At 62.6% G+C, this 21,341-nt stretch carries 18 protein-coding genes; 11 read left to right on the top strand and 7 right to left on the bottom strand.

Annotated elements, in window-relative coordinates:
* The first annotated feature begins 11 nt into the window (after positions 1-11).
* Positions 12-839, top strand: a complete 828-nt coding sequence (locus ACNKU3_RS09490; RefSeq protein ID WP_418259210.1) for an enoyl-CoA hydratase — start codon at positions 12-14, stop codon at positions 837-839.
* Between the two features lie 68 nt (positions 840-907).
* Here the strand turns inward: ACNKU3_RS09490 and ACNKU3_RS09485 are convergent, their stop codons facing one another.
* The gene (locus tag ACNKU3_RS09485) at positions 908-1,228 is read right to left on the bottom strand and encodes a 2Fe-2S iron-sulfur cluster-binding protein (protein WP_418259209.1); all 321 of its coding nucleotides are present in this window, start codon (positions 1,226-1,228) and stop codon (positions 908-910) included.
* Positions 1,229-1,431: 203 nt separating this feature from the next.
* Here ACNKU3_RS09485 and ACNKU3_RS09480 point away from each other — a divergent pair, with 203 nt between their 5' ends.
* From ACNKU3_RS09480 to ACNKU3_RS09470, 3 genes are read left to right on the top strand one after another with little or no spacing between them, the layout of a single operon-like run.
* Positions 1,432-2,220: a coniferyl-alcohol dehydrogenase gene (locus ACNKU3_RS09480; RefSeq protein WP_418259208.1), complete on the top strand. Its 789-nt coding sequence runs from the start codon at positions 1,432-1,434 to the stop codon at positions 2,218-2,220.
* Positions 2,221-2,269: 49 nt separating this feature from the next.
* Positions 2,270-3,208, top strand: a complete 939-nt coding sequence (locus tag ACNKU3_RS09475; RefSeq protein WP_418259207.1) for an alpha/beta hydrolase — start codon at positions 2,270-2,272, stop codon at positions 3,206-3,208.
* On the top strand, positions 3,190-3,987 hold the full coding sequence (locus tag ACNKU3_RS09470) for a CmcJ/NvfI family oxidoreductase (RefSeq protein WP_418259206.1): 798 nt from the start codon (positions 3,190-3,192) through the stop codon (positions 3,985-3,987). Before ACNKU3_RS09475 ends, ACNKU3_RS09470 begins: the two co-directional genes overlap by 19 nt.
* A 6-nt stretch (positions 3,988-3,993) precedes the next feature.
* On the opposite strand, the gene ACNKU3_RS09465 is transcribed toward ACNKU3_RS09470, so the two are convergent.
* Complete coding sequence (locus ACNKU3_RS09465; protein WP_418259205.1) at positions 3,994-5,466, bottom strand: flavin-containing monooxygenase; 1,473 nt, start codon at positions 5,464-5,466, stop codon at positions 3,994-3,996.
* Positions 5,467-5,805: 339 nt separating this feature from the next.
* Between ACNKU3_RS09465 and ACNKU3_RS09460 the strand changes: the two genes are divergently transcribed.
* The 3 genes from ACNKU3_RS09460 to ACNKU3_RS09450 all read left to right on the top strand — a co-directional run bounded on the left by ACNKU3_RS09460 (position 5,806) and on the right by ACNKU3_RS09450 (position 10,712).
* Positions 5,806-6,972 carry an acyl-CoA dehydrogenase gene (locus tag ACNKU3_RS09460; protein ID WP_418259204.1) on the top strand — a complete coding sequence of 389 codons (1,167 nt, stop codon included), beginning with the start codon at positions 5,806-5,808 and terminating at the stop codon, positions 6,970-6,972.
* Positions 6,973-6,986: 14 nt separating this feature from the next.
* Positions 6,987-8,039 (top strand): acyl-CoA dehydrogenase family protein, encoded by a 1,053-nt coding sequence (locus ACNKU3_RS09455; RefSeq protein ID WP_418259203.1) that lies wholly within the window; start codon positions 6,987-6,989, stop codon positions 8,037-8,039.
* A 285-nt stretch (positions 8,040-8,324) separates the two neighbouring features.
* A complete protein-coding gene (locus ACNKU3_RS09450) occupies positions 8,325-10,712 on the top strand; it encodes a TonB-dependent receptor (RefSeq protein WP_418259202.1) in 2,388 nt (795 codons plus the stop codon).
* A 217-nt stretch (positions 10,713-10,929) separates the two neighbouring features.
* Here the strand turns inward: ACNKU3_RS09450 and ACNKU3_RS09445 are convergent, their stop codons facing one another.
* From ACNKU3_RS09445 to ACNKU3_RS09425, 5 genes are all read right to left on the bottom strand, one after another.
* Positions 10,930-11,634 carry a hypothetical protein gene (locus tag ACNKU3_RS09445; protein ID WP_418259201.1) on the bottom strand — a complete coding sequence of 235 codons (705 nt, stop codon included), beginning with the start codon at positions 11,632-11,634 and terminating at the stop codon, positions 10,930-10,932.
* Between the two features lie 32 nt (positions 11,635-11,666).
* A complete protein-coding gene (locus tag ACNKU3_RS09440; RefSeq protein WP_418259200.1) occupies positions 11,667-13,019 on the bottom strand; it encodes a spinster family MFS transporter in 1,353 nt (450 codons plus the stop codon).
* Positions 13,020-13,030: 11 nt separating this feature from the next.
* Positions 13,031-14,383, bottom strand: a complete 1,353-nt coding sequence (locus ACNKU3_RS09435; protein ID WP_418259199.1) for a spinster family MFS transporter — start codon at positions 14,381-14,383, stop codon at positions 13,031-13,033.
* Positions 14,384-14,592: 209 nt separating this feature from the next.
* On the bottom strand, positions 14,593-15,813 hold the full coding sequence (locus ACNKU3_RS09430) for a CaiB/BaiF CoA transferase family protein (RefSeq protein WP_418259198.1): 1,221 nt from the start codon (positions 15,811-15,813) through the stop codon (positions 14,593-14,595).
* Positions 15,814-15,889: 76 nt separating this feature from the next.
* Positions 15,890-16,672 carry an SDR family NAD(P)-dependent oxidoreductase gene (locus tag ACNKU3_RS09425; RefSeq protein WP_418259197.1) on the bottom strand — a complete coding sequence of 261 codons (783 nt, stop codon included), beginning with the start codon at positions 16,670-16,672 and terminating at the stop codon, positions 15,890-15,892.
* A gap of 426 nt (positions 16,673-17,098) precedes the next feature.
* Here ACNKU3_RS09425 and ACNKU3_RS09420 point away from each other — a divergent pair, with 426 nt between their 5' ends.
* The 4 genes from ACNKU3_RS09420 to ACNKU3_RS09405 are packed head-to-tail and all read left to right on the top strand — an operon-like array spanning position 17,099 to position 21,333.
* Positions 17,099-17,752 carry a TetR/AcrR family transcriptional regulator gene (locus ACNKU3_RS09420; RefSeq protein WP_418259196.1) on the top strand — a complete coding sequence of 218 codons (654 nt, stop codon included), beginning with the start codon at positions 17,099-17,101 and terminating at the stop codon, positions 17,750-17,752.
* Positions 17,753-17,788: 36 nt separating this feature from the next.
* The gene (locus ACNKU3_RS09415; RefSeq protein ID WP_418259195.1) at positions 17,789-19,078 is read left to right on the top strand and encodes a cytochrome P450; all 1,290 of its coding nucleotides are present in this window, start codon (positions 17,789-17,791) and stop codon (positions 19,076-19,078) included.
* Between the two features lie 12 nt (positions 19,079-19,090).
* Entirely contained in the window at positions 19,091-20,554 is a 1,464-nt protein-coding gene (locus tag ACNKU3_RS09410) for an aldehyde dehydrogenase family protein (RefSeq protein WP_418259194.1), read from the top strand.
* A 2-nt stretch (positions 20,555-20,556) separates the two neighbouring features.
* Positions 20,557-21,333, top strand: coding sequence for an SDR family NAD(P)-dependent oxidoreductase (locus ACNKU3_RS09405; RefSeq protein WP_418259193.1), 777 nt, complete (start codon positions 20,557-20,559; stop codon positions 21,331-21,333).
* The last annotated feature ends 8 nt before the right edge of the window (positions 21,334-21,341 follow it).

Genomic DNA, 21,341 nt, shown 5'->3' with positions numbered 1-21,341 from the left:
GAGATACCACCATGAGTGAAAATGTACTGTACGAGGTGGTTGACCACGTCGCGGTCATTACCCTTAACCGCCCGAATGTGCACAATGCCCAGAATCCAGACCTGCTGCATGACCTGGACGAGTGCTGGACCCGGGCGGCGAAGGACAACAACGTCAAGGTCATCCTGCTGCAGGCCAACGGCAAGAACTTTTCCGCCGGTCACGACCTGTCAGTAAAGGAAGACGAGAAAGACGTTTTCGCAACGTTTGACTGGGAGACCCGCGGTATCACCGGCCAGTACCTGTGGGAGCAGTCCCACTACTTCGAGTACAGCCGCCGCTGGCGTAACAACCCCAAGCCCTCCATTGCCGCGGTACAGGGAGCCTGTATCGCCGCCGGCCTGATGCTGTGCTGGCCCTGCGACCTGATCATGGCAGCGGATAACGCCTGGTTCAGCGACCCCACCATCGTGATGGGTATCGCCGGCGTGGAATACCACGGCCACACCTGGGAGCTGGGTCCGCGCAAGGCCAAGCAGATGCTGTTCACGGCGGACAGGATCACTGCCGCGGAAGCGGAGAAACTCGGCATGGTCAACGAGGTGGTGGCGCTCGACGAACTGCGCGATGCGGCAATGGCCATGGCGCAGAAAATTGCACAGCAGGACCTGTTCTCACTGATCATGGCCAAGCGGGTGGTCAACCAGACCATGGATACCATGGGGCAGCCCGCTGCGCTGCAGGCAGCCTTCGACATTCACGAATTCCAGCATACCCAGTGCCTGGCACTGTCCGGCGGCAAGTCCGCGGTGCTTACCCGTGATGTGTCAAAGCTGAAGAAGAATAATACCGGCGGTTGATCCGGCGGTTGCGAAGAGTTGGCCCGGGGCGGCTGTTGCCAACCCGGGCCAGTTTTTTTCCGCAATACTCAGTACTGGGATTCAGGCATGCGTACAACGATGCCGGAGACAGCTTCGGTAACCTGAACCTGGCAGCCCAGGCGGCTGTTTTCTTTCGGATCGGTGGCGAATTCGATCATTGATTGCTCGATATCCTCAGCCGCCGGAATCTGTGGCAGGAAGGCCTCGTCGATGTAGCAGTGGCAGGTTGCACAGCTGCAGGCGCCGCCGCAGTCACCGAGAATGCCTTCCACACCGTTTTCCAGCGCAGCCGTCATCAGGCTGGTGCCTTCCGGTACCTCGACAACTTTTTCCACGCCATCGGGTTGAATGAATTTTACGGTGACCATGCTTACCTCGTATCTCGCTTTGAGCGTCTGTTTCAATAACGGTTGATTGTATTCGGGGGCGAGGCTTGCGCATCACCCTGATCGGGTTGCAAAATTGACATCCCGTCAGTAATAGGGAATTATACCGGCCATTCCCCGGAAGTAAACGGGGCAGGGGCCGGTCTGCCGGTTGCAGCCCCGGAAAACCTGCCAGCGATAATGCCATGAACGCTCTGAATTACAAGAATAAACACGTTGTCGTGACAGGCTGCTATACGGGCATCGGCAATGCCGTGGCCGGCCTGTTGATCGACCTGGGGGCAACGGTGCATGGCGTTGACCTGCACGCCCCGGACCTGCCCCTGGCAGAGTTTTCACAGCTGGATTTACGCGCGCTGGATGCTATCCCACGGGTAGCCGAAAAGATAGCGAGCCCGGTGGATGCGCTGTTCAACTGCGCGGGTCTCGGTCCTTCACATCCCGATGCGGATGTCCTGACGATCAATTTTCTTGCCACCCGCTGCCTGACCGCGGCACTGGCGGCAAACATGCAGCCCGGTGCCGCGATTGCCAGCATCGCCTCCATCGGCGGTGCTGCGTGGCCTGCGCACCTGGAGGCCCTGTCCAACTGCCTGGCAATACAGCAGCAGGAGGACTTTCTGCAGTGGTACCAGTCCAACAGTGCCTTGTTTGCCAATGCCTACTCCTTCAGCAAGGAGGCGATCGTGGTCTGGACCAAACAGCAGGCGACACAATTGATCCGGCGCGGAATCCGGATCAACTGTACCAGTCCGGGCGCCACCCGTACGCCGATGCTCGACGAGATCGAGCGGGAACTGCCGAATTTTTCCGGGATGGACGCGATTACCCGGCCTATCGGGCGCTGCAGTACCTCGCTGGAGCAGGCCTGGCCGCTGCTGCTGTTGAACAGTGAGCTGTGCAGCTATATCAATGGCGCCGACCTACCGGTGGACGGTGGCGGTGCCGCCTTGGCGACCGTCGGCGCCAGCTAGGAGCACCGGTTCTCGCCACACTACATTGACAGAATAAGAGGTACCTCGAATGAGCAGTGAAGCCGATCCCGTCCACCCCTATTACCGGTCGATTCTCGACATCTACGCAAACTCGGGAAGGCCGTACTACTGGCAGGTCGGTCCCGCGGAAGCCCGGGAGATGCTGCGCAGCAGTCTCGCCGCGGCCCCCCCGCAGTCGGGTTTGCCGGAAATGGCGTCGGTGGTCGACGCGCAGGTTGAACGCGAGGATCACCCTGTCCCTATTCGTCGCTACCTGCCGCCGGGCGAGACCTGCGGCACGGCGATCTATTGCCACGCCGGCGGCTGGGTCATCGGCGACCTGGATACCGGTGACGCCCTGTGTCGCCGCATCGCCGCGGGGGCAGGCTGTGAAGTCATCAGTGTCGATTATCGCCTGGCGCCGGAATATCCCTTCCCGGCGCCGCTGGATGACCTGTGGGCTGTGCTGCAATGGGTTATAGCCGAACTGCCGGGACCGGTCCTGCTGGTCGGGGAAAGTGCCGGCGGCAACCTCGCCGCGGCCTGTGCCATTCGCGCCCGCGATTTTGGTGTGCGACTGGCCGGGCAGTACCTCGCCTATCCCGTGACCGACCATGATTTCGACACCGGCTCCTACCGCGAGGTAGGCGATCGCAATTACCTGCTCTCCGCGGCCGACATGCGCTGGTTCTGGGATCACTACTGCCCACCTTCGGTCGACCGGGATAATCCACTGGTCTCTCCCCTGCGGGTCGCGGATGCCGCGGGACTGCCGCCGGCGCTGATTCACGTGGCCGAGCTGGATCCGCTGCGCGACGAGGGCCTGGCCTACGCCCGGCGCCTGCGCGAGGCCGGTGTCGCCGTCGCAACGCGCTGTGACAGCGGTATGCTGCACGGCTACCTGAGTTCGGCCGCCGCGATTCCCCTGGCGATGGAGGCGGTGAGCGAAGCCGCCCAATGGATAAAAACATGCCTGCAACAAGCGTAAGCTCGTCCCTGAATTTCGCCGCCGACCGCCGCGATGGCGGTATCTGGAGCAACAGCTGGCGCGAGCGGATTACCCAGCAACTGGTCACCGAGCCGGTAAGCCTGGCGGATGCCCGGCACCTGGCCGTGGCGCCGAGCCTGGAAAAGGAGGGCTTCGAGATTCACCGCATGCCCCTGGAGGGCGATTGCTGGGAGGATGACCCCTGGGTCAAGTCGGTGTACCTGCCGAGCGCCCTGGCGCTGGTGGCTGAGCTGACGGGGGCTGCGCACGTCGCCCCTTTTTACCACGGGGGTATCCTGATTCGCGATACCGGCAATCCCCAGCGCGCCGCCGCCGCGGAGTTCGTGCACCTCGACCAGACCCGCGAGGCGATAGGGCCTTTTGTCGATATGGCGGCGGAACCGTCAGTCCAGCAGCGCTACCCCCGCTACCAGGTGTACAACCTCTGGCGCAGTATTACCCCGCCGCCGCAGGACGTGCCGCTGGCACTGTGTGACCAGCGCACGGTGAGTGAGGCGGACTGGGTGATCGGGCGCACGGTGGAGCCGAATTTTCCCGACGGCGTGCCCTACCTGAGTTCCGTGCATAACCCGGAACAGCGCTGGCATTACTTCTCGGACGTCGACCTCGACGAGGTCATCGTGTTCAAGGGTTTCGACAGCGATCCGAGCCAGCCCATGGGGTGCCTGCACGGCGCCTTCCAGGCGCCGGCAGTGGCGCCGGGAACCCGGCCCCGGGCCAGTGTCGAACTGCGGGTGTTTGCGTTTTTTGAGGCCTGAAGTCAATCAGGCCGCGGGTGTCAGGGAGTAGTCTTCCAGCTTCGGCTTGTCCATTACTTCCATGAAGTACTCGTAGGGCCAGGGCCAGACCTGGGGCACGCCGTCGGCGTCGAGGTACCAGCTGCTGCAGCCGGAGGCGAAGACGGTTTTCTTCGCCGCTTCCGTGCGCTTCTGCTCGTAGGTCTGCAGGGCTGCCTGGGTGGGCGCCACCGCGCTGTATTTGCCTTCGCGCAACAGGCTCACCAGCTGTTCAATATAATTCCACTGGCGCTCGGCTATATCGATCAGGGAGAAATTGCCCACCGGGCCGGTGGGGCCGTTGAGCATGAAGAAATTGGGAAAGTCGGGAATGGTCACCGCGTAGTAGGCCTTCGGATGCACGTCCCAGAGCTGGTTGAGATCGACGCCGTCACGGCCGGTGATGGTCATCGGGCGGACAAAGGCATCGGCCTTGAAGCCGGTAGCCAGCACCAGGACATCCAGTTCGTGGAAGGTGCCGTCGCGCATCAGCACGCCGTTGGCTTCGACCCGCTCGATGCCACTGGTATCGACATACACCGAGGGATCCTGCACCTTTTCATAGTAGTTGGGCGAAAACACCATGCGTTTGCAGGCGGCGCGATAATCGGGCCGCAGTTTTTCCCGCAGTTCCGGGTCGCGGATACTGTCTTCCAGGTTCTTTTCGACGATCGACTGGATCTCCGCCAACTCCGGTGAGTCGGCGTCGATGATCGCCGCCAGGAAGCGCCCGCGCCGGGCCTGCGCCTCGGGGCCGCTGCGCACATCCTCGATGCGGTCGGGATCGTCGCGGAACGCGGCTTTGTCCTCGTCTGAATAGCGGGTATCGGGGCAGGGCATGATCCACTGGGGGGAGCGCTGGAAATGTACCAGTTTCTGTACATTGCCGGACAGCGCGGCGACGATCTGTACCCCGGTGGAACCGTTGCCGACAACCCCGACGCGCTTGTCCGCGTAGTCGATGGAGTGATCCCAGCGCGCGCTGTGGAAGCTCGCCCCCTGGAAGTTTTCCAGTCCGGGAATGGCCGGTGTGTTGGGGTGGTGCAGAACGCCGGTTGCGGCAACCAGTACGTCGGCGACATCCTCGCGGCCGTCTTTGGTCTTTACGTGCCAGCGCTCTCCGTCCCAGCGGCAGCTGCCGATTTCGGTGTTGAACTGGATGAACTGGTGCATCCCGTAGCGCTCGGCCATGGATTCGAAATAGTTGCGAATCTCCGGGCCTGGCGCGTAGAAGGCGCTCCACTCCGGGTTGAAGGCGAAGGAGTAGCTGTAGGAGTGGGCCGGGGTGTCGCAGGCTACGCCGGGATAGGTGTTTTCCCGCCAGGTGCCGCCCACGCTGTCGCCTTTTTCGTAGATGACAAAGTTATCTTCCCCGCGTTCCCGCAGGCGAATGCCGGCGAGCAGGCCGGCCATGCCTGCTCCAATAATGATATAGCGTAAGTTTCTGGCATCTGCCGGCATGTACGAATCCTCGTGTCGCCGCCCGTCCTCGCAGTGGCGGGGGCGGGGCGGGTGTCGGTTTGCCTGGCGGGGGACGGGGTCACGGTAAGTGGCGATTCAGGTTCGCTGCGCGGACAGTAACCCGGGCCCTTGAGGCAGCCTGTTTATAGTGTCACCTATCTTTACCCAGCGCCTTTCCCAAGTCAATAATAATTAACGCATCGTCAATTATTATTGCCCGGACTCACCTCCGGCGGGTAAACTGCGGGCTGTTGGCTGGTGCACAGGCGCCGGCATAAATCGAGAAACTGCGCCGGGTTGCCCCTGCAGCCCGGCGTCGGTAGCCGAAGGATAGTAATCGTGCATCTGGACTACACCGACAAACAGCGGGCCTTCCGGGCCGAAGTTCGCGAATGGCTGGCCGCCCATGTGCCGGCGCAGCCGCTGCAAACCTATGATACCGAGGAAGGGTTCCGCCAGCACCGGGAGTGGGAGGCGATCCTCCACCAGGGGCGCTGGACCATGGTCACCTGGCCCGAGGAACTCGGCGGTCGCGGCAGTGACCTGGTCGAATGGCTGATCTTCGAGGAGGAGTACTACCGCGCCGGTGCGCCGAAGCGGGTGAACATGAACGGCATCTGCCTGCTCGGCCCGACCCTGATGGAGTACGGCACCGAGGCACAGAAAGCGCGGATCCTGCCGAAGATGGCCAGCGGCGAGGAGGTCTGGGCCCAGGCCTGGTCGGAGCCCAACGCGGGTTCCGATATGGCGGCGATCCGGGCGCGCGCGGACCGCAAGGGTGACAATTACGTGATCAATGGCCAGAAAATCTGGTCCACCCGGGCGGTCTGGGCGGACTGGTGCTTCGGCATGTTTCGCACGGACCCGGAATCCGAGCGCCATCACGGCCTGACGTTTATCCTGGTGCCGCTGGATACCCCCGGCATCACCGTGCGCCCGATACCCCAGCTGGACGGGCTGCCGGGCTTTGCCGAAATCTTCTTTGACGATGTCGAAGTCCCGGTGGAAAACCGCCTCGGCGATGAAGGCGCGGGCTGGAGCGTGGCGATGGCCACGGCGGGCTTCGAACGCGGCCTGATGCTGCGGGCGCCGGCCCGCTTCCAGGAGACCGCGCGCCGCCTGGTGGAACTGTACAAGGCGAACCGGGAATCCGCAGACCGCGACCCGGCGATTCGCGACGCGGTTATCCGCGCCTACCTGGATGCCGAAAGCTATTGCCTGACCACCTACCAGACCGCCTGCCGCCTCAATCGCGGCGGCAAGATCGGGCCGGAATCCTCCACCAACAAGATATTCTGGTCGGAACTGGACCAGGCCATGTGCGCTGCGGCCATGAGCATTCTCGGGGCGCGGGCGGAGCTGCAGCCCCACGCGCCGGCGGCTGCCGGGGTGGGTACCTGGCTGGACGACTTCCTGTTTGCCCAGTCCGGGCCCATCTACGCGGGCAGCAATGAAATCCAGCGCAATATCATCGCCGAGCGCATGCTCGGTATGCCGCGCAAGTAAGGGGGACGAGGTCGATGGATTTTACTTTCAGCGAAGATCAGCTGCTGTTCCAGGAAAGCGTGCGCGATTTCCTTGTTAACGAAGTCACCCCGGAGCGCATCCGCCAGTCCTGGGAAACCGATAGCGGCCGCGACGACAACCTCTGGCAGCAGCTGGCGGAAATGGGTCTGAGCGGGCTCACCGTACCCGAGATCCACGGCGGCCTCGGTATGAGCGAACTGGATTTCGTATTACTGGCCCAGGAATGCGGCTATGTCGCCCTGCCGGAACCGCTGGTGAACACCTCGCTGGTTGCAGTGCCGATGCTGGTGGAGTTGGGCGGAGAACTGGCTGAACAGTGGCTCCCCAGGATTGCCGGCGGGGAAGCGCGGGTGCTGGTTGCCCTGGAGCAGAACCTCGTCGCCGAGGATGCCCACGTTGCCGACCTGCTGTTGCTGGAACAGGGCGGCGCGATTTATGCGCTGACACCGGAACAGTTCAGCGCGGAAGCCAACGAATCCGTGGATCCCTCCCGTCGCCTGTTCCGGGTTGCCATTAACCCCGGCGTTGCGCCGGTGTTGGCGGGTGACCAGGCAAAGCCGCTCATCCAGGCCGCAATGAATCGCGGCGCCCTGGCTTGCGCCGCCCAGGCGCTGGGCCTGGCCCAGCGGATGATCGATATTTCCGTTACCTATACCAGCGAACGCACGCAGTTCGGCAAGCCGATCGGCAGTTTCCAGGCGGTAAAACACCACCTGGCCGACGTCGCGGTGCGGCTGGAATACGCGAAGGCGCCGGTGTATCGGGCGGCCTATGCGCTTGCAAACAATGTCCAGGGCGCGGTCGTGGCGGTGTCGCACGCCAAGCTCGCCGCCTGTGAAGCGGCCTCACTGGGAGCGAAGAAAGGCATCCAGGTGCACGGCGCCATGGGCTACACCTGGGAAGTCGACCTGCACATCTTCATGAAGAAGGCCTGGGCGCTTGCCAATACCTGGGGCGATGCGGGCTTTCACAAGTCCCGGGTGGCTGAAGCCATTTTTGCCGAAGATGCGGCCATCGGCGCGGACGCCACTTTCGCCGGGCATTAGGGCGGGCAGGTGGGGACACCTGCTCTTGCGGCGAGGTGTCGGGAATTTTACCGCTGTAGCTAAATTTGTTTGCAAAAAACCGACATTATGTTAGCTTTTGCGTCATTAAGAGTATTGTTGCGCCTCCCTAAAACTCCCGGTCGCGCTGAATATAAGTCTATTAAATATAACAAAACGCATGTCGCACTATCCGTTAACCTGCCCCTCATTATTGTTGACTAATAATCAGTTATGGGTGCGGGCTGTAGGTGGTGATAACCAAAAATTTTCCTTGGAGAATAAGTAATGCCTACTCGAAAAATTAGCAATGCGCAGATCGGCACCCAGGTTGTACTGGTGTCGGCAATCCTGGCCGGGGCCCAGGTTCCCTCGGCACTCGCCCAATCGCGGACCATGGCCCTGGAAGAAGTTATCGTGACTGCCCAGAAACGGGAACAGAGCATGCAGGACATTCCCGTGGCGGTGACTGCGCTGACCCAGGAAACACTCGAGGTCAACAGTGTCGTCGACGTGAACGACCTTGGTGGTCTGGCCCCCAACCTGAGTGTGCGGCCGGCAGCGGGCGGTACCAACATCCCCGCGTTTAACATGCGTGGTATCACCAGCTATGGCGTAGTGCCTGGCTCGGACAAGCAAATCTCGATTTATCTGGACGGTGTATACATCGGCTCTCCCAAGGGCTCCATTTTCCAGTTGCCGGACATCGAGCGACTGGAAGTCCTGCGCGGGCCGCAGGGCACCCTGTTTGGCCGTAACGCAACCGGTGGCGCAATCAGTATCGCCACCCGCGATCCCCATGGCGAGTTGGCTTTCCGTCAGAAACTCGGGTTTGGTAACCGCGACTACTTCCGCTCCGATACCACGATTGATTTCCCTGCAATCGGAAACTTCAGTGCCTACCTGACCTACTCCAAGGAAGAACAGGACGGGGATATCGATAACCTGGGTGGCGGCACCGTCTGGGATCGCACCAGCTTTGGTTACGGAAAGGGGAAATCCCCCGACACTCTGGGTGCCACAGACTCCGAAGCAATTTTCTTTGCGGCATTGTGGGAACCTACTGACGACATCACCGTAAGTTACAAGTATGACTACGCAACCGACGAAGGTAGCCCCAGTGGTAATGCCATCGTCAGTGATTTATATACCGGTACCCTCCCGGGTCAGGGTGCGATTTTCCTGCAGTTGCTCGCGCAGTCAAATCCGGATCTGCTGTGGAACGGCAAGACTACTCGTCCTAACAGCCTTAACAATGCCTTCTCCCTCAACCGTGACCAGGAAGTGCAGGGACATAACCTGACCGCGAGTTGGGAAATCAATGACGAGTTTATGCTCAAGAACACGCTGGCCTATCGCAAATCCGACGTGTTCCAGCCGGCGGATATTTCTGGAACCAGCGGCTGGATAATCGGGCCGGCCGTCGGTGCCGGTACCGGGCTGCCTGCGGATACCCCGTTCTGCTATGCCTGTTCCCAGTCCAACTCCGAGGGCGACCAGTGGAGTAACGAACTGCAGCTGAACTACGATGGCGATTTTGCAACTGTCACCGCTGGTTTACTGTATTTCGAATCCGAAGATGAATCCGGTGGCCCGCGCGGGTCTACCAATACTTTCCTGTTCGGGTTCCTCCCGGGGAATGTCGTTCCCAGTGGCAACGACAGCTATTCACTCAATGAAGCCAAATCCTATGCGGCCTATTCGCAGGCTGAGTTCCACGTGACTGATGCCATGGACCTGCTTGCGGGCCTGCGTTACACCAAGGATGACAAAACTGGTAACTATGTGACCGGTGATGCACAGAGCAACCTCACTTACCAGGACTTCGACTACGATGACGATAACGTCAGCTACCTACTGGGGGTGAACTATCGTTTCAATGATTCCATGATGGCCTACGCCAAGTTCTCCACCGCCTTTGTGTCCGGTGGTTCGGTAGCGGGTTTTGGATTTGATCCGGAAGAGGCGGAGTCCTGGGAAGTGGGCGCCAAGGCTGATTTCCTGGATGGTCGCCTGCGTACCAACGTCGCATTGTTTGATGTGACTTACGACAGCCTGCAGACTGCACAGGCCGGCGTGAACGTCCCCGGCGCTGAAAATATCGCCGTATTGGTCGTCGACGGCGGTAAGCTTGAAGCACAGGGCATGGAACTCGAAATTACTGCCCTGCCAATCGAAGGCCTCACCCTGAACGCGACCATTGGTTATCAGGATGCAGAATTTGCCGAAGTAACTGATCTGGTCGCATCAACTGTATTCGCAGTTGGCCCGCAGGCTTTCCCCAACTCGGATTACCTGCCGACTCTTACACCGGAATGGAATGGCAATCTGTCTGCAAACTACGAAACCAATCCAGTGTTCGGCTCAGCCTATATGACCTTTGGTATCACCGGTACCTGGCGCGATGACGTGCGACTCGACTCCAACCCGGGCCGGGCTGCAGCAACCCCATTCGGTGTCGCTGAATTCACACCTGCCTCCTGGGTGGTGAACGCCCGGGCGTCACTGAAGAGTATCGCGTTTGGCGATAATTGGGTGGGGGAAATCTCCCTGTGGGGTCGCAACCTGACTGACAACGACGAGATCACCTTCATCACCAACTTTGGCGCGTTCCCCAGCGGTACTTTCCAGGAAGAGCGCAGCTACGGTATCGATTTCGTCCTGAACTACGAGTGAAGTTAGTGCGAGGCAGATCCCGGTGAGCCACGGCGAGCCGGGTAAGCCATTCAAGGCGCCTTCGGGCGCCTTTTTTTTGCGAGTACTGTGGACGTGAGGGTATGTGTTGAATGCCAGTTGCGTCAGAGTTGCGTTAGTGGGAGGTAGGCCTGAACATCCGGCTGCGCTAGTGGCGAGGTGATCCGGGACTGCGTCACGCAGCCCCCGGCTCGATTTTTCAGCCCTTCAGTGGGTGCTGGGGCAGCGCGGAAAGGAACGAGTCATCCCAGCTGTCACGCAGGGCCGGGGCCAGTTTCATCCAGCTCTTGATGTCCTCGGGGATGTCGCCCTTCCAGGCCGGGTACCACTTGCCGAAACCCTCCCAGCCGCCGTCCAGCGCCCAGTAGTGAATGACCTCCTCGTTGCGGAAGATCGGCACGAAGGAACCCAGCCATTTCTTGCCCGTACGCTCGGACCAGGGAACGTAGGCGTAGCGCAACTGCTCGATATAGTCCTCCTGGCGGCCCGGCTTGGTGGTCATGATTTCCTGGATGACCACGGAGGCGTCGTAGTTCTCCGCCACCAACTCCGGGAGCAGCTTTATGTCACTGTTGGCGTAGCACAGGCGGCCTTCGCCTTCCGCATGCAGTTCCGCCAGTACCTTGTCCCAGGCTGTAAAGCTCTGGTCGCCGCCGGCGCGGCTGCGCAGGGCGCCCAGTTTGCCCAGGTGGTCGTAGCCGTCGATTTCCCAGATGGTGGTGATCTCCGGCCAGTCGGAGTTGAAATGGCTGCCCTGCCAGTGCCCGAAGAGCCGCGCGCCGTGCTCCTCCATCAGGGGCTGGTACAGGCCGGAAAATGCCGTGTTGTATTTATCGATATCGCCAATGCCCAGCGATGTCGTTTCGTGGATATAGAGTGCGCGATTTTTGAATTGTGTTCGCATTCCGTTGGTCCTCAGGTCGGGTGGGTGAAGGGTCAGGTTGTGGTGCTGTTCTCCGGTACGGTTGTGGTGGATTGCGTTTCGGCGTTGCGCCTGTCGAAGTCCGCGACAATATGGCGCGAGCCCATGTACAGGGCGAGACCGGCCGGGACTACCGCCAGGGAAACGATGAGCAGCGCGTAGCGGATGGATTCCGCGCCGTAGCTGGGTGCGTAGTATTCGCTCAGCCAGCCGGCGGCGACCGGGCCCAGGCCCATGCCGACCAGGTTGCCGACAATAGTCCACATGGCGTGGGCGGTCGCGCGGGTCGAGGCGTCTACCAGCGACTGGCTGGTGGCGATCAGGGGCGGTGAAACCGCGCCGCCCAGCAGGGAGGCCACGATCGAACAGGCCAGGCCCACCGGCAGGAGCGTGCCCCAGAGCATGTCGTCCTGGGGCCACAGCAGGAAGCCGGCCAGCAGCGGCAGGCTCGACATCAGGGCGGCGGTCGGCAGCCACAGGTTCCAGCGGATATCGCGCTTGCTCAGGCGGTCCACCAGCATGCCGCCGAGCAGTGCGCCGAGCATTCCCGGCAGCGGGCTGATCAGGAAATACACCATCCCGGCGGTGGCCTGTTCCATGCCGTAAACCCGGATCAGGAAGACCGGTTCCCAGGCGCCGCGGCCGATGCCGGCGACCATCGACAGGCTGGCGCCGGCGATAATCCAGCAATAGGTGCGGTTGCCCCACAGGTAGCCGAGGGTTTCCCTTGTCCCGCGTTGACCGGTGGCCGGTGTAGGGCCGTCATTGCCGCCGCGCAGGGGTTCGGCGATGGTGAACCAGACCAGCAGCGCCAGCAACAGACCGGGAATGCCGGCGACGATCAACGCGGTACGCCAGCCCCAGGCCTGGCCCGCAAAACCGCCGAGCAGCATGCCGGCACCGATGCCCGCCACCCCGCCAATGGAGAGCATCGACATGGCCAGGCCGCGTTTGTGCGGGGGGAAGTAGTCGGAGAGCAGGGAGGCCAGCGCCGGCGACGAGGCCGCCTCGGTAATGCCGACCCCCATGCGGGCGATAAACAGCTGGGCGAAGTTGCGGGCGAAGCCGCCGGCCATGGTGAACAGGCTCCACAGGGCGATGGCCCAGCCGATCAGGGTGCGGCGCGAACTGCGGTCCGCGTAGCGCGCCAGCGGGAACTGGCAGAGAATATGGACGACGACAAACGCGGGCCCCACCAGCAGTCCCAACTGGGTATCGGAGAGACCGAGGTCGGTGCCGATCTGTTCCAGCAGGATGGAGACGATATAGCGATCCATCAGGCTGACCGCTATCACCAGGAAGGCGATGACCAGGACGTAGCGCAGGTAGGCGTTGGAATAGTTGCCGGGATTGGGTGTAGTGGACAAGTAAAGGCTCCTCAGCCAGTGGTTGCGGCAGACGAGCGGTTGACCCTTTCCAGGTCCTGGCCCAGCCAGCGGCTGCTGAGCATGAAAAACAGGCAGCCGACGATGCCCAGTCCCACGGTGCACAACAGGGCGTAGCGCAGGCTGTCGACGCCGTGCTCGGCGGCGAAAAAGTCGCTCAGCGCGCCGACGATAAACGGCCCGGCGCCGGCGCCGAAGATGTTCATGACAAACAGGACGATGGCCGAGGCGGTGGCGCGCATGTCGAGCCGGGCCAGGTTCTGGTTGGCACTGTAGGTGGCCGGGATGTACATGTTCATCAGGATATAGAAGGGAAACAGGAGCAGCAGGGACAGGCTGCTGGATTCCATGGCCAGGCTGGCGGCGCCCAGCGGCATGCCGATCAGGGTCAGCATCCCGGGAAAGCGCACCAGGTGCGAGGGCTTGCGCAGGGCGATGCGGTCAGCGAGCACACCGCCCAGCAGGGTGCCGGTGCAGCCGCCGACGCCGACAATGATCGCCATCCACTTGCCCACTTCCACCGGGTTCATGCCGTGGACGCGGCCGTAAAATTCGTAGCCCCACATCAGGATGCCGTAGCCGATGATCGACAGGCAGGCGGCGCCCGCCATCATGCACAGCCAGGAAGGTGAACTGGCCAGGAAGGCCAGTGTTTCCCTGAGGGTGGAGGTCTGCCCGCTATCGCGGCGCTGGTCGGACATGCCGCGCGGAGGCTCCCGGACGGTGAGCAGCAACACCAGGACAAACAGCAGGCCCGGCGCGCCGAGAATGATGAACGCGGTGCGCCAGTCGAAATTCTCCCGCAGGTAGCCGCCGCCGAGATAGGCGATGGCGGAGCCGGCGAAGACGCCCGTGGAATAAATCCCCAGTGCGGTGGCACGCTTGTGCATGGGAAAGTAGTCCGCGATCAGCGAGTGCGAGGGCGGGGTGCCGGCGGCCTCGCCGATACCCACGCCGAGGCGGGCGACCAGCAGGTGGGTGAAATTCTTAGCCAGCCCGGTGAGGATGGTCATGGTGCTCCACACCGCGAGGCCGATGGCGATGATATTGCGGCGGTTGGCGCGGTCGGCCCAGCGGGCGATCGGGATGCCGGCAAAGGTATAGAGCAGGGCGAAGGCGAAACCCACCAGCAGTCCCATGGCGGTATCGGAGGCGCCGAATTCCGCCTTGATCGGGCCGATGAATACCGACATGGCCTGGCGGTCGATGAAATTCAGCACATAGACGATAAACAGTACGCCAAGCACGTAGTTGGCATACGCCGGGGACTGTCCCGCGGAAGCATTGGTACCCGCCGCGGGGGGCTGGTCGCCGTCCTCGCGGGCCGGGGAGGGAATGTCGCTCATTGCTGTCGTCTTATTCGAGTCGTTGTACGGTCCGGCGCTGCCCGGACCGTCAGGCTGGCGGGGCGCTTCGCAATGCTGTCATCATCCCCGAAATAAAACTGACATTCCAGTAGTTATTGCGCCGGCCGCAGCGCAATGACCCGCGGCGCGGACAGGTTGGGGTTGTCTCGGGGTGTACAGGGGGCGCGACCCATTGGCTTCCCTGGTATTCAGGGAATGATGCCGCCGTCCTGTAATTTCGCGATGCTTTCCCAGTCGTAGCCCAGTTCCAGCAGCAGGGTCTCGGTGTGTTCGCCAAGTTCCGGCGCCCGGCGCAGGGCGGGGGGCTTTTCATCAAACTGTACCGGTACCGCGGGCAGCCGATAGCCCAGGGCGTCGCCCTCGGCGGGCACTTCGCCGATGTAGCCGTTGGCAATCACTTGTGGATCCTCGAGCAGTTCATCGACGCGCTGCACCGGCGCCCAGGGGACATCGATGCTACCCAACGCCTGCTTGCAGTCACTGAAACTGCGTTTGCCGAATTCTGCGTCCAGGGCCGCGATACACGCCGCGCAGTTTTCCCGGCGCGCCGCCAGCGTATTGAAGCGCGGGTCGGCAACCAGGTCCTCGCGCTCGAGCACGCGGCACAGGTCGGGCCAGTAGCGGTCGCCCTGCAGCATCATCAACTGGATAAAGCGGCCGTCGGCGCTGCGGTAGGTGCTGGTCAGCGGGTTGGGCGTCGCGCTGCGGTCGCCGGGGCGCGGCATCTCCTTGCCCTGCAGCACCGTCAGCAGGTCCGAGGAAAGGGTCCACATGGCGGTGGCGAGCAGGGAAACGTCCACGACCGAGCCCTTGCCAGTACGCATTTTTTTCAGCAATGCGCCGGCGATGCCAAAGGCGATGGCCATGCCGCCGTTGCGGTCGCCCATGGCGCCCCGTTGCTGGATGGGGTAGTCCCGTTCCGGGGGCGTCAGCGCATCGGCAACGCCGCCGCGGGCGAAAAACGCGGAGGCGTCGTAGCCGGCGTGGTTGGCGTCGGGGCCGCGCATGCCGAAGCCATTGCCGCGCGCGTAGACCAGTCCGGGGTAGCGCTCACGCAGCTGGTCAGCATCCAGGCCGAGCCGGTGCAGGGCGTCCGGGCGCAGGCTGGTCAGGAACACGTCGGCGGATTCCAGCAGGGTGTGCAGTACCGCGAGGCCCTCCGGTTTCTTGATGTCCAGCGCCAGTGAACGTTTGCCGCGATTGGCCAGTGCGACTGAGAGATTGACGCCGCCGCTGTCCGAGCCGATACCCTGTGTGGCCAGCGCCCGGTAGGGGTCGCCATCCGGGTGTTCGATGCGGACGACGTCGGCACCCCAGTCTGCGAGCAGTGCGCCCGCTACCGGTACAAACACCCACTGGGCGAGTTCGACGACGCGCACCTCCTCGAAAATATCGGCTGTGGCTTGCATGAAGCGATCCTCTTGCATTGGGTTCAGTCGCGGCAGGGAACCTGCCTGTAGAGTGGTTGAATTGGCCGCGAAATACTCACGCGTTCACTCCGCCGTTGATGCTAATCACCTGTCCGGTGATTTTTCCCGCTCCGGGGGAGCACAGGAACAGGGCCAGGGGCGCAATATCTTCGGTTCGGGGTAGCCCCAGTCCCGCGCGTTTGCGCGCCGTATCACCGCGGCCGCCGGCACCGAATTTTTCGAAGCTGGGTGTGTTCTCGACAAATCCCGGGGAAATACAGTTCACGCGCACGCCATCCGCTGCGATCTCGACGGCGAGACTGCGGACAAAGCTGATGAGACCGCCGTTGGCGCCGGCGATCAGCGATTGCCGCGCTGCCGCGAAGCGCCCCGCGTCCGAGGTAAAGCCGATGATCGCGCCTGCACTGCGGGAAAGGTGGGGCAGGGCGTGGAAGCACAGTTGCTGGAAACTGGCCAGAACCCGCGCCGCGTGGGCGCCGTAGGCGGAGGGATCGCTGGCGGCAAAAGGGCCGGTCACGCCGGGTGCGCCGGTAATCGCACAGTGAATGACGCCGTCGAGGCGGCCCCAGTGCGCAGCGGCCTGGTCGACAAGCGAGGCGATTGCTCCTGCCTCGAGAAAGTTTCCACTACACGCGAGCAGTTCGGCGGCGGGATGTCGCTGTTGTAGATCCGCAACGGTGACTTCGGCGCTCTCCGGAGTTGAGCCGTGGACTGCGACCCGGACGCCGGCAGTGGCGGCCTGGGCGGAGATTTCCTTGCCGATGGCGCCGCTGCCGCCGGTGACGAGATACACCGGCTGGTTGTCGTTATCCACTGTGTTCCTGTGATCGCTGTTCATGGAGGGCGTGGTTTCCACGGCGATTGCCTGGTCTTTATTTTCCTGCCGAAACGACCGCAACAGGGCCGCTGGCAATGTTTGAGCTCCGACTTTAAAGGCAACAAAAAGTTGTGTCAATGAGAGTGGCTTGGGGAGAGATTACGGATAGATGCCGTATATCTACGCCTGGGCTATCAAGAGATATTAGCGAAAAACAGGCAAAATATTGCGTATTATCATAACAATATCCGGTGTTATGAATTTTCGGGCCAAGCATGAAACTGAAGTTGAATTGGTTATCCGGATTCTAAACGCAACTAAAAGTTGACAATAAAAAAGGCCCTGTCTAGGATGCAATGCATGCTCCCTGTTTCGCAGTGCCTCCGGGGGGCTGACAGATAACGACAACGACCAGTGTGCCCGGCCTGAGCGGGGCGGCGAGGTGAAATGTCCTTGAACGCAAAGGCGACAGCAAAACCCCGGGCTGCGACCGGCGATCGTCGTACCAGCGGTGTCCAGCAGACCGGCAGGGCGGCGAAGGTTGTCGCCAGTGTGCTCAAGGCGACCGGGGAAGAACTCAACCGCGTCGGTTATGCCAACCTGAAGGTCGAAGAGGTCGCCGAGCGGGCGGGCGTCAACAAAACCACGATCTACCGCCGCTGGCCCACCAAGGCCATCCTGGTCTCCGATACCCTCGACTCCCACTTCCAGGTGGAGCGCCCCCTGCCGGATACCGGTAGCCTGCGCGGCGATTTCCTGGCCTACCTGACCAACATGGTTACCCTCAGCAAGACTTCCATGTGGCGAGGTATTCTCACGGCGCTCTCGGGGCGCTCCGATCCTGAGGTCGAGGCGGTTGCGCACAAGCTCTACCTGCGCGAACGGGAGTACCGGACCAGCCTGGTCGCGCGCGCCGTGGAGCGCGGCGAGTTTCCGCGCAGTGTCAACGCCGAACTGGTCGGTGATATGTGCTCCGCCCCCATTCTCCGTCGCCTGCTGACATTCGGTGAGCAGGTAGAGACCCAATACATCGAGGCAGTCATCGACGTCGCCCTGACCGGCGCGGCGGTGGTCGCCGTCAGAAACAGCGGTGCCGATTAGCGCTATACACCGGAATCAATAACAGGAGCAGACTTCATGACAGCGACACTCACCGCTGAAGACGAGCGTTATTCGGAACTCTTTGACGTCGTCAAGGAGACCACGGCCCACGGTGGCGAGGTATTCGGTGACCTGACGCCCGGCATGAACGCCCTGCGTAACAAGCACCCGGTGATGCAGGGTTCCCTGCGTGAACTGCTCGAATTGCCCCCGGCGCCGCACACCATGTACGAAAACGAGCGGCCGCACTACACGCTGCTGAACTACGAACTGTGCAATCGCGCGCTGCGCGAGAACCTGCTGTTTTCCTCGGAAGTCTACGAGGAAAGCCCCGGCGTGCGGCAGTTGGGCAAGGTGATCCTGAAAATGGTGGGCGACGAGCACATGCGCTACCGGCGCATGGTGCAGCCGATGTTCATCCGGCCGAAAGCCATCAAATGGTGGCGCAAGAACTGGATCGACAACTCCGTCGCCTCGCTGCTCGACCGTCTGGAGACCATGGCGCGGGCGGACCTCAACCTCGACCTCTGCGCCCGCCTGCCAGTGAGTATCGTGACCCAGGGAATTGGCCTCAAGGGCGACGACGCGCTGACTTTCCGCGTGCACCTGCAAAAGAGCATGATGGCGCGCACCCTGCCCATGGAAGAGGTGATGCAGGCGGCCGGCGAGGTTTCGCGCATGCTCAAGGAAGTGATTACCGCCCGCCGTGAAAAGCCCGAGGACGATGTGGTCTCCGAGCTGATCCAGTGCGAACTGGAACTGGAAGACGGCAGCACGCGCCTGCTGGAAGACGAGGAGATATTCTCCTACTGCCGCCTGATCATCCTCGCCGGCGGCGGCACCACCTGGCGCCAGCTCGGTATCACACTCTACCAGCTGCTCAGCGACTACCAGAACTGGGAGGACTGCAAGGCGGACCGCAGCCTGATCGAGGCGGCCATCGAGGAGGGCGCCCGCTGGATGCCGACGGACCCGACCTTCCCACGCCTGGTGAAAGAGGACGTGGAAGTGTACGGCGTGACCATCCCCGCCGGCTCCCGTGTCGACATGTGCCTCGGCGCGGCCAACCGCGACCCGGAAATCTGGGACAACCCCGACGTCTTCGACTTGCACCGGCCGCGCGGCAAGCAGCCGCACCTGGGCTTCGGCATGGGGCCGCACCGCTGCCTCGGCATGGAAGTCTCCAAGCAGGAAATGATCGCCGCGATCGAGGGGTTGATGGATCGCTTCCCCACTATGCGCCTGGATCCGGATGCCCCCGAGCCGCAGCTGCTCGGTGGTCTCGAGCAGCGCGGCATGTCCGTCATCCCGGTTATTCTGCGCTAGGGGAGAGCAGCGATGGACTTTGCAGGTTTTATTCACGGCGAACGCGTTGCGGGCAAGGGCGCGGAAATCGCGGTCGAGGATCCCTCCACCGGCGAGGTGTTCGAGCGTTTCCCCGGTCTGGATGCAGCGCAGGTGGCCTCGGCGATAGCGTCGGCCCGCTCCGCCTACGACAGCGGCGTCTGGAGCGATCTGCCGGCGAAGGATCGCGCTGCCGCGCTGGGCAAGTTCGTTGCCGCGCTGGCGGCACAGCGCGAGCGCATCACTGACATCGTGGTGCGCGAGGCGGGCTGCCCCCGGCACAGCGGGGTGATGATGGCCCAGGTACTGGCGCCGCTGAAACACGCCGGGGACACGCTCAAGCTGTTCCTCTCCCTGCCCGAGACCGAGGAGAACCCGCTGCCCCTGGACGAACGGATCAATCCCATGGGGCAGGTAGTGCAGAGCCTGCGCCGCTACACGCCGATCGGCGTGGTCGCGGGCATCGCCGCCTATAACTTCCCTTTCTATACCGCCCTGTGGAAGATCATGCCGGCGCTGATCACAGGCAACACCTTGGTCCTGCGGCCGAGCCCGTTGACGCCGCTTTCCGCGCTGGTATTTGCCGAGGCGGCGGAAGCCGCGGGACTGCCGCCGGGTGTGCTGAATATCGTGGTGGAAGCGGGCCTGGAAGGCGGCAAGCTGATGAGTTCCCACGCCGACGTGGACATGGTCGCCTTCACCGGCTCGACCGCGGTGGGCGAGCAGATCATGGTGCAGGCGGCGCCGACCATGAAGCGTTTGCAACTGGAACTCGGCGGCAAGTCGGCGCAGGTCTTCCTGCCGGACGCGCTGGACCAGGTCCTGCCCAATGTGATGGGCGTGTGCATGGCGCATGCCGGCCAGGGTTGCGCGCTCGGTACGCGCATCTTTATTCCCGAGGAAAGCAAGGCCGAACTGCTGCCGCAGATCGCTGGCGCGGTTGCGTCGATCAGGGTCGGCCCGGCAGATGCCGCCGACACCCAGATGGGCCCGGTGATAAGCCGCGCCCAGGTGGCGCGCTGCGAACACTATGTGAAAGCGGCGCTGGAGCAGGGCGGTACGGTGGTGGCCGGTGGCGCGCGTCCCGAGTGGCTGGGTGACGGCTTCTTTTTCCAGCCGACAGTGCTGGACCTGCCCGATAACAGCAACCCCGCCGCCCGGGACGAAATCTTCGGCCCGGTGGTCTCGGTCATCGGCTACCGCGATCTCGACCACGCGGTGGCGATGGCTAACGATTCCCGCTTCGGCCTGTCCGGCTACGTGCACGGCAAGGACCGCAAGGCGGCGCTGGACGTCGCCCTGAAAATCAAGAGCGGTACCGTCAACGTCAACGCCGGTGTGATGAGCGCCTATGCCTCCTCCGGCGGCCAGCGCATGAGCGGCATCGGCCGCGAGCGCGGCATCGAGGGGCTGCGGATCTACCAACAACTCAGCTGCCTGAATATCGGGGGAGTATAACAATGCAAGGATTATTGCAGGACAAAGTCGCGATCATTACCGGCGCCGGTTCCGGCGTCGGTCGCGCCGCGGTGCTGCTGTTTGCCGAGCACGGCGCGAAAGTCGTGGCGGCGGATATCAACCTCGGCGCGGTCGATGAAGTGGCGGCGGAAGTAGCCGCGCAAGGCGGCGAGGCCCTGGCGGTCGAGTGCGACGTCACCAGTGCCGATTCCGTCAACGCACTGGTCGCAGCAGCCGTGGACCGGTTTGGCCGTCTCGACGTCATGTACAACAATGCGGGCATCACCACGCAGCCGGGACAAACCTTCATGGATGCCTCCGATGAAGATTTGCTGAAACTCACCTCGGTCAACGTCGGCGGTGTGATCCACGGCTGCAAGTCCGCGATTCGCCAGTTCGAAGCCCAGGGCGGGGGCGGCAGCATCGTGATCACCGCGTCTGTGGCCGGGCTGATCGGCTTCGGTGGCGTGGTCTACGGTTCCTCCAAGGGCGCGGTGACCAGTATCACTCGCGGCCTCGCCCTGGAAGTCGCCAAGAAAGGTATTCGCGTGAACTCGGTCTGCCCCGCGGCAATGCCGACCAACTTTGGTGGCGGTGTGCTGAAAGCCAACGAGATGGCCAGGCAGCACACGGCCGGCTACCACCCGCTGGGCCGGGTGATCGAGCCCGAGGAGTGTGCCGCGGGCGCGCTGTTCCTCGCCTCGGATCTCGCCTCCAACATCACCGGCGTCAACCTGCCGGTGGACGGCGGGCTCTCCGCCGGCAAGCCGATGGGTTAGGGGCAGGG

Source organism: Haliea sp. E17 (assembly GCF_048323675.1).
Taxonomy (GTDB): Bacteria; Pseudomonadota; Gammaproteobacteria; order Pseudomonadales; family Halieaceae; genus Mangrovimicrobium.
This window is presented reverse-complemented; position numbering and strand designations above follow the sequence as displayed.

Bases quoted from the DNA above. Each gene is read 5' to 3' on its own strand.
- ACNKU3_RS09430 (WP_418259198.1), bottom strand. From the start codon at position 15,813: ATGCAAGCCACAGCCGATATTTTCGAGGAGGTGCGCGTCGTCGAACTC.
- ACNKU3_RS09410 (WP_418259194.1), top strand. From the start codon at position 19,091: ATGGACTTTGCAGGTTTTATTCACGGCGAACGCGTTGCGGGCAAGGGC.
- ACNKU3_RS09445 (WP_418259201.1), bottom strand. From the start codon at position 11,634: ATGCGAACACAATTCAAAAATCGCGCACTCTATATCCACGAAACGACA.
- ACNKU3_RS09480 (WP_418259208.1), top strand. From the start codon at position 1,432: ATGAACGCTCTGAATTACAAGAATAAACACGTTGTCGTGACAGGCTGC.
- ACNKU3_RS09425 (WP_418259197.1), bottom strand. From the start codon at position 16,672: ATGAACAGCGATCACAGGAACACAGTGGATAACGACAACCAGCCGGTG.
- ACNKU3_RS09470 (WP_418259206.1), top strand. From the start codon at position 3,190: ATGCCTGCAACAAGCGTAAGCTCGTCCCTGAATTTCGCCGCCGACCGC.
- ACNKU3_RS09475 (WP_418259207.1), top strand. From the start codon at position 2,270: ATGAGCAGTGAAGCCGATCCCGTCCACCCCTATTACCGGTCGATTCTC.
- ACNKU3_RS09405 (WP_418259193.1), top strand. From the start codon at position 20,557: ATGCAAGGATTATTGCAGGACAAAGTCGCGATCATTACCGGCGCCGGT.
- ACNKU3_RS09450 (WP_418259202.1), top strand. From the start codon at position 8,325: ATGCCTACTCGAAAAATTAGCAATGCGCAGATCGGCACCCAGGTTGTA.
- ACNKU3_RS09415 (WP_418259195.1), top strand. From the start codon at position 17,789: ATGACAGCGACACTCACCGCTGAAGACGAGCGTTATTCGGAACTCTTT.
- ACNKU3_RS09485 (WP_418259209.1), bottom strand. From the start codon at position 1,228: ATGGTCACCGTAAAATTCATTCAACCCGATGGCGTGGAAAAAGTTGTC.
- ACNKU3_RS09435 (WP_418259199.1), bottom strand. From the start codon at position 14,383: ATGAGCGACATTCCCTCCCCGGCCCGCGAGGACGGCGACCAGCCCCCC.
- ACNKU3_RS09490 (WP_418259210.1), top strand. From the start codon at position 12: ATGAGTGAAAATGTACTGTACGAGGTGGTTGACCACGTCGCGGTCATT.
- ACNKU3_RS09465 (WP_418259205.1), bottom strand. From the start codon at position 5,466: ATGCCGGCAGATGCCAGAAACTTACGCTATATCATTATTGGAGCAGGC.
- ACNKU3_RS09420 (WP_418259196.1), top strand. From the start codon at position 17,099: ATGTCCTTGAACGCAAAGGCGACAGCAAAACCCCGGGCTGCGACCGGC.
- ACNKU3_RS09455 (WP_418259203.1), top strand. From the start codon at position 6,987: ATGGATTTTACTTTCAGCGAAGATCAGCTGCTGTTCCAGGAAAGCGTG.